This is a genomic window from Pseudomonas sp. ACN8 (assembly GCF_002303925.1).
Classification (GTDB): Bacteria; Pseudomonadota; Gammaproteobacteria; order Pseudomonadales; family Pseudomonadaceae; genus Aquipseudomonas.
Genome location: NZ_MRCS01000065.1, coordinates 20,866 through 27,466 on the forward strand (window position 1 = coordinate 20,866; position 6,601 = coordinate 27,466).

The window sequence follows — 6,601 nt, forward strand, 5'->3', positions numbered from 1 at the left end:
TTCGACTGATGATCCGGCAGTTTAGCCAAGGACATGGCCGGCGCACAGCCCAATAGCTTATGTAGGAGCGAGCTTGCTCGCGATGGTCTCAAGGACGACGCGTTTATTCAGACAAAGCGCGTTAACGTTAACGTCCATCGCGAGCAAGCTCGCTCCTACAAGTCTCCCTTTTGCACAACCCGGGGTGTCAGTCGAACACGCCGAAAGTCATGTAGCTGAACCACGAACGGTCGCTGTTGTTGCCTTGCGCTTCGTGATTTTCTTCTTCGACCGCGTCGCCATTGTCGTCTTTAGGCTTGAGCTCGCTCGGGATCGCGTCCTTGGCGTCCTGGAATTGCTTCTGCACGTCCTGGTTGGCGCGGGTTTCGCCCGGTGGCAGTGGCGGACGGGACTCGATAAAGCCCAGGGTCACCTTGCTCAGCCACGAACGGTTGTCAGCTTCGGCCACGGTCGGTACGAACTGACCGTCTACCAGCGTCGGGTGGTTCGGGTAGTTGAGCTTCAGGGTTTCCAGGCTGGTGGCAGCCAGTTCGTCCAGGTGCAGGCGCTGGTAGGCCTCGGTCATCACCGCCAGGCCATCGCCGACCGAAGGGGTTTCCTGGAAGTTTTCCACCACGTAACGACCGCGGTTCGCGGCGGCAACATAGGCCTGACGGGTCAGGTAGTAGTCGGCCACGTGAATTTCGTAGGCGGCCAGCAGGTTGCGCAGATAGATCATGCGCTGCTTGGCGTCCGGCGCGTAGCGGCTGTTCGGGAAGCGGCTGGTCAGTTGGGCGAACTCGTTATAGGAGTCGCGGGCGGCGCCCGGGTCACGCTTGGTCATGTCCAGCGGCAGGAAACGCGCCAGCAGGCCGACGTCCTGGTCGAAAGAAGTCAGGCCCTTGAGGTAGTAGGCATAATCGACGTTCGGATGCTGTGGGTGCAAGCGAATGAAGCGTTCCGCGGCGGACTTGGCCGCTTCTGGCTCGGTGTTCTTGTAGTTGGCGTAGATGAGCTCGAGTTGCGCCTGGTCGGCATAGCGGCCGAACGGATAACGCGATTCCAGAGCCTTCAGCTTGGCGATGGCGCTGGTGTAGCTACTGTTGTCCAGGTCATTTTGAGCCTGTTGGTACAGCTCGACTTCACTGAGGTTTTCGTCTACGACTTCCTTCGATGAGCAAGCAGCGGTCAATGCGAGGATGGCGATCAGCAGCAGGTGTTTCACTTGCATGGCGGCTTGCGTCCCTATGACGGCCGCTGTCTTGGGCGTGGCCGTCCTGTTATGATGAGCGCCCCGTTGAATAGCCTCGGGGCAAAAGACGCCGTATTTAACCACAAGCGCGCAGCCGAAACCAAAGGCTGTGCCGACGCCTAGTCTGAGCATGTCCGATAAAATTGAACTTCGCGCAGAGGTGCCGTCCGAATTGGGCGGCCAACGCCTCGATCAAGTCGCCGCACAATTATTCGCTGAGCACTCGCGCTCGCGCCTTTCCGCCTGGATCAAAGACGGCCGCCTGACTGTGGATGGGGCGATTATCCGCCCGCGAGACATCGTCCACGGCGGCGCCATCCTTGAGCTGACTGCCGAGCAGGAAGCTCAGGGCGAATGGGTCGCTCAAGACATTGCCCTGGATATCGTCTACGAAGACGACGATATCCTGGTGATCAACAAGCCTGCGGGCCTGGTGGTGCACCCGGCTGCCGGTCATGCCGACGGCACCTTGCTCAACGCCTTGCTGCACCACGTGCCGGACATCATCAATGTGCCCCGCGCCGGTATCGTGCATCGCCTGGACAAGGACACCACCGGTCTGATGGTGGTGGCCAAGACCATTCAAGCGCAGACGCAGCTGGTTACACAGTTGCAGAGCCGCAGCGTCAGCCGGATCTACGAGTGCATCGTGATCGGTGTGGTGACAGCCGGTGGCAAGATCAACGCGCCGATCGGTCGTCACGGCCAGCAACGCCAGCGCATGGCCGTGATGGAAGGTGGCAAGCAAGCCGTCAGCCATTACCGCGTGCTCGAGCGCTTCCGCTCCCACACTCACGTGCGGGTGAAGCTGGAAACCGGTCGTACGCACCAGATTCGCGTGCATATGGCGCACATCAACTACCCGTTGGTCGGAGATCCTGCCTACGGCGGTCGTTTCCGTATTCCGCCGGCCGCCAACCCGACCATGGTCGAGTCGCTGAAAAACTTCCCGCGTCAGGCGCTGCATGCGCGTTTCCTGGAACTGGATCATCCGACCACCGGTCAGCGCATGAGCTGGGAATCGCCGTTGCCGGAAGATTTCGTCTGGTTGCTGACCCTGCTCAAGCAAGACCGTGAGGCGTTCATCGGATGAGTGACTGGCTGATTCCTGACTGGCCCGCGCCGGCCGGGGTCAAAGCCTGCGTCACCACCCGTGCGGGCGGCGTCAGTCTGGCGCCGTTCGATAGCCTCAACCTCGGCGATCACGTCGACGACAGCCCTGAAGCTGTTGCCGAGAATCGCCGGCGTCTTACCGATCATTTCTCCATTCAACCGGCCTGGCTGCAGCAAGTCCACGGCATTGTCGTGGCCCATGCCGATCCTGGCCGGGTGGATACAGCTGATGCCAGTTGGACATCAACGCCGGGCGTCGCCTGCGCGGCGATGACCGCCGATTGTCTGCCTGCGCTGTTTTGCGACCGTGCCGGCACCCGCGTTGCTGCAGCCCATGCCGGTTGGCGCGGATTGGCGGCGGGCGTGCTGGAAGCCACCCTCGACAGTCTGGCGGTGCCACCGGCCGAAGTATTGGTCTGGCTCGGCCCGGCCATTGGCCCGCAAGCCTTTGAAGTCGGCCCGGAAGTACGCGAAACCTTTGTGCAGCAGTTGCCGCAAGCGGCAGAAGCCTTTGTACCGAGCCAAAACCCCGGCAAGTTCATGGCCGACATCTATAAGCTTGCGCGTCTGCGCCTGGCCGCTCGCGGCGTCACCGCTGTCTACGGTGGCGGTTTCTGCACCGTGACCGACCCACGTTTCTTTTCTTACCGCCGTGCCCCTCGCACCGGTCGCTTTGCCTCCCTGATCTGGCTCGCCCGCTAAGCTTCTCTGATCTGTATCAATGTCTTGATGCTTGAAACTCCCAGAATCGACCGCATCTATAACGGTATCTGGCAGGTTTCTTCATTCAGGATGTTTTATAGGTCCGGCCTGCTCAAAAGGAAGGTGACCCATGCGTATAGACCGTTTAACCAGCAAATTGCAGTTAGCGTTGTCCGATGCCCAATCCCTGGCTGTCGGCCACGATCATCCGGCCATCGAGCCGGCGCACTTGATGCAAGCCTTGCTCGAACAGCAGGGTGGCTCGATCAAGCCCCTGCTGATGCAGGTGGGCTTCGACGTCAACAGCCTGCGTAAAGAACTGACCAAAGAGCTCGACCAGCTACCGAAAATCCAGAACCCGACCGGCGACGTGAACATGTCGCAGGATCTGGCGCGCCTGCTCAACCAGGCCGACCGTCTGGCCCAGCAGAAGGGCGACCAGTTCATCTCAAGCGAACTGGTGCTGCTCGCCGCCATGGACGAGAACAGCAAGCTCGGCAAGCTGTTGCTCGGCCAGGGCGTGAGCAAGAAAGCCCTGGAAAACGCGATCAACAACCTGCGTGGTGGCGAGGCCGTCAATGACCCGAACCACGAAGAAGCGCGACAGGCGCTGGATAAATACACCGTCGACCTGACCAAGCGCGCCGAAGACGGCAAGCTTGACCCGGTGATCGGCCGAGACGACGAAATTCGCCGCACAATCCAGGTGCTGCAACGTCGTACCAAGAACAATCCGGTGCTGATCGGTGAGCCTGGCGTGGGTAAAACCGCCATCGCCGAAGGCCTGGCCCAGCGCATCATCAATGGCGAAGTGCCGGACGGCCTCAAGGGCAAGCGCCTGTTGTCCCTGGACATGGGGGCGCTGATTGCCGGTGCCAAGTATCGCGGTGAGTTCGAAGAACGCCTGAAATCCCTGCTCAATGAACTGTCGAAGCAGGAAGGGCAGATCATTCTGTTCATCGACGAACTGCACACCATGGTCGGCGCCGGTAAAGGTGAGGGCTCGATGGATGCGGGCAACATGCTCAAGCCGGCCCTGGCCCGCGGTGAGCTGCACTGTGTAGGTGCCACAACGCTCAATGAGTACCGCCAATATATCGAGAAGGACGCCGCCCTCGAGCGACGCTTCCAGAAAGTGCTGGTGGACGAGCCGAGCGAAGAAGACACCATCGCCATCCTGCGTGGCCTCAAGGAGCGTTATGAGGTTCACCACAAGGTGGCGATCACCGACGGCGCGATCATTGCCGCGGCCAAGCTCAGTCATCGTTACATCACTGACCGGCAGTTGCCCGACAAGGCCATCGACTTGATCGACGAAGCCGCCAGCCGCATCCGCATGGAGATCGACTCCAAGCCGGAAGTGCTGGACCGTCTGGAGCGTCGCCTGATTCAGCTGAAGGTGGAATCCCAGGCGCTGAAGAAAGAAAGCGATGACGCAGCGAAGAAGCGTCTGGAGAAATTGCAGGAAGAAATCGCTCGGCATGAGCGTGAGTACTCGGATCTCGAAGAAATCTGGAACTCGGAGAAAGCCGAAGTCCAGGGTTCGGCGCAGATCCAGCAGAAAATCGAGCAATCCCGTCAGGAACTGGAAGCGGCCCGCCGCAAAGGCGACCTGAACCGCATGGCGGAGTTGCAGTACGGGGTGATCCCGGACCTGGAGCGCAGCCTGCAAATGGTCGACCAGCACGGCAAAGCCGAAAACCAGTTGCTGCGCAGCAAGGTGACTGAAGAAGAGATCGCCGAAGTCGTGTCGAAGTGGACCGGTATCCCGGTGTCGAAGATGCTCGAGGGCGAGCGCGAAAAACTGATGAAGATGGAAAGCCTGTTGCACCAGCGTGTGATCGGCCAGGAAGAGGCGGTGGTCGCGGTGTCCAACGCAGTGCGGCGTTCCCGCGCCGGATTGTCCGACCCGAATCGCCCAAGCGGCTCGTTCATGTTCCTCGGCCCGACCGGTGTCGGTAAAACCGAGCTGTGCAAGGCGCTGGCCGAGTTCCTCTTCGACACTGAAGAGGCGATGGTGCGGATCGACATGTCCGAGTTCATGGAGAAACATTCCGTGGCGCGCTTGATCGGTGCGCCACCAGGCTACGTGGGCTATGAAGAGGGCGGTTACCTGACCGAGGCCGTACGTCGCAAGCCGTATTCGGTGATCCTCATGGACGAAGTCGAGAAGGCGCACCCGGATGTGTTCAACATCTTGCTGCAAGTGCTCGAGGATGGTCGTCTGACCGACAGCCATGGCCGCACGGTGGATTTCAAGAACACCGTGATTGTCATGACCTCCAACCTGGGGTCGGTGCAGATCCAGGAACTGGTCGGGGATCGTGAGGCGCAGCGTGCAGCGGTGATGGATGCGATTTCCACCCACTTCCGGCCGGAGTTCATCAACCGGGTCGACGAAGTGGTGATCTTCGAGCCGTTGGCTCGGGATCAGGTCGCCGGCATTACCGAGATCCAGTTGGGTCGTTTGCGCAGCCGCCTGACCGAGCGCGAGCTGAAGCTTGAGCTCAGCCCTGAGGCGATGGACAAGCTGATCGCGGTCGGTTACGACCCGGTGTATGGCGCTCGGCCGCTCAAGCGCGCTATCCAGCGCTGGATCGAGAACCCGCTGGCGCAGTTGATTCTGTCCGGTCGATTCATGCCGGGCGATACCGCTCACGGCGTGGTGGAGAACGACGAAATCGTATTCGTCTGATCATAACCGCGGCAAAATCGAAAAGGCCTCGCATAACGAGGCCTTTTTTTCGTTAGGCTGTTGAACTCAAAGGAAAAGGCTTGTAAAGTGCGCCCCGCAGTCAGTCACCCACCAGGGTTTCCGCTCCCCAAGCAGGAATCCAAAATAAGTTGCAAATCATTAACTTGAAAGCAATTTAGGGGGTTGACAGAGGTGCTGAAGATTGTAGAATAGCGCGCCTCAGACACACGAACGCAGCGATGCGAACGGGTTGAAGAGAACGCAGTAAAGCTTCAAAGTTGTAAATTGAAATGTGTAGTTCCGTGATAGCTCAGTCGGTAGAGCAAATGACTGTTAATCATTGGGTCCCAGGTTCGAGTCCTGGTCACGGAGCCAATTTCAAACCGGGGTATAGCGCAGTCCGGTAGCGCGCCTGCTTTGGGAGCAGGATGTCAGGAGTTCGAATCCCCTTACCCCGACCATTTTTGGGTCGTTAGCTCAGTTGGTAGAGCAGTTGGCTTTTAACCAATTGGTCGTAGGTTCGAATCCCACACGACCCACCATTTTTGAAACCAGTTAGCGCTGGAATCGAATCTTAAGATCAGAGGCCAAAAGCGCTGATCGAGGAAGGCGCCTTCAAGGGTGCCTTTTTTTTACCGGGGTATAGCGCAGTCCGGTAGCGCGCCTGCTTTGGGAGCAGGATGTCAGGAGTTCGAATCCCCTTACCCCGACCATATTAAAAATCCTCGTATCGAAAGATACGGGGATTTTTTTTGTCTGTTAATTGCTTGCCGCGGATCAATTGTAGGAGCGAGCTTGCTCGCGAAGAACCTGAGAGCGCCGCGTTAAACCAGAAACGCTGCGTTTTCGTTAACGATCTT

The 6,601-nt window shown here is 59.1% G+C and carries 4 protein-coding genes and 4 tRNA genes; 7 read left to right on the forward strand and 1 reads right to left on the reverse strand.

The annotated features are described in order from the left end of the window. Positions 1-187: 187 nt before the first annotated feature. Positions 188-1,210 (reverse strand): outer membrane protein assembly factor BamD, encoded by a 1,023-nt coding sequence (locus tag BSF44_RS26725; protein WP_095946032.1) that lies wholly within the window; start codon positions 1,208-1,210, stop codon positions 188-190. A gap of 151 nt (positions 1,211-1,361) precedes the next feature. Here BSF44_RS26725 and rluD point away from each other — a divergent pair, with 151 nt between their 5' ends. The 7 genes from rluD (at position 1,362) to BSF44_RS26760 (ending at position 6,454) form a co-directional block, all read left to right on the forward strand. Next, the gene (gene rluD, locus BSF44_RS26730) at positions 1,362-2,324 is read left to right on the forward strand and encodes a 23S rRNA pseudouridine(1911/1915/1917) synthase RluD (protein WP_095946033.1); all 963 of its coding nucleotides are present in this window, start codon (positions 1,362-1,364) and stop codon (positions 2,322-2,324) included. Beyond that, complete coding sequence (gene pgeF / locus BSF44_RS26735) at positions 2,321-3,046, forward strand: peptidoglycan editing factor PgeF (protein WP_095946034.1); 726 nt, start codon at positions 2,321-2,323, stop codon at positions 3,044-3,046. Before rluD ends, pgeF begins: the two co-directional genes overlap by 4 nt. 130 nt (positions 3,047-3,176) lie before the next feature. Then, positions 3,177-5,741 carry an ATP-dependent chaperone ClpB gene (gene clpB / locus BSF44_RS26740; RefSeq protein WP_095946035.1) on the forward strand — a complete coding sequence of 855 codons (2,565 nt, stop codon included), beginning with the start codon at positions 3,177-3,179 and terminating at the stop codon, positions 5,739-5,741. A 299-nt stretch (positions 5,742-6,040) separates the two neighbouring features. Further along, positions 6,041-6,116 (forward strand) — tRNA-Asn (locus BSF44_RS26745). A gap of 9 nt (positions 6,117-6,125) precedes the next feature. Beyond that, positions 6,126-6,202: transfer RNA gene (locus BSF44_RS26750), tRNA-Pro, on the forward strand. A 5-nt stretch (positions 6,203-6,207) separates the two neighbouring features. After that, positions 6,208-6,283, forward strand: a tRNA-Lys gene (locus BSF44_RS26755). Positions 6,284-6,377: 94 nt separating this feature from the next. Beyond that, positions 6,378-6,454 (forward strand) — tRNA-Pro (locus BSF44_RS26760). Positions 6,455-6,601 lie beyond the last annotated feature (147 nt).

Coding starts and splice junctions, on each gene's coding strand:
- BSF44_RS26725 (WP_095946032.1), bottom strand. CDS start 1,210: ATGCAAGTGAAACACCTGCTGCTGATCGCCATCCTCGCATTGACCGCT.
- rluD (WP_095946033.1), top strand. CDS start 1,362: ATGTCCGATAAAATTGAACTTCGCGCAGAGGTGCCGTCCGAATTGGGC.
- pgeF (WP_095946034.1), top strand. CDS start 2,321: ATGAGTGACTGGCTGATTCCTGACTGGCCCGCGCCGGCCGGGGTCAAA.
- clpB (WP_095946035.1), top strand. CDS start 3,177: ATGCGTATAGACCGTTTAACCAGCAAATTGCAGTTAGCGTTGTCCGAT.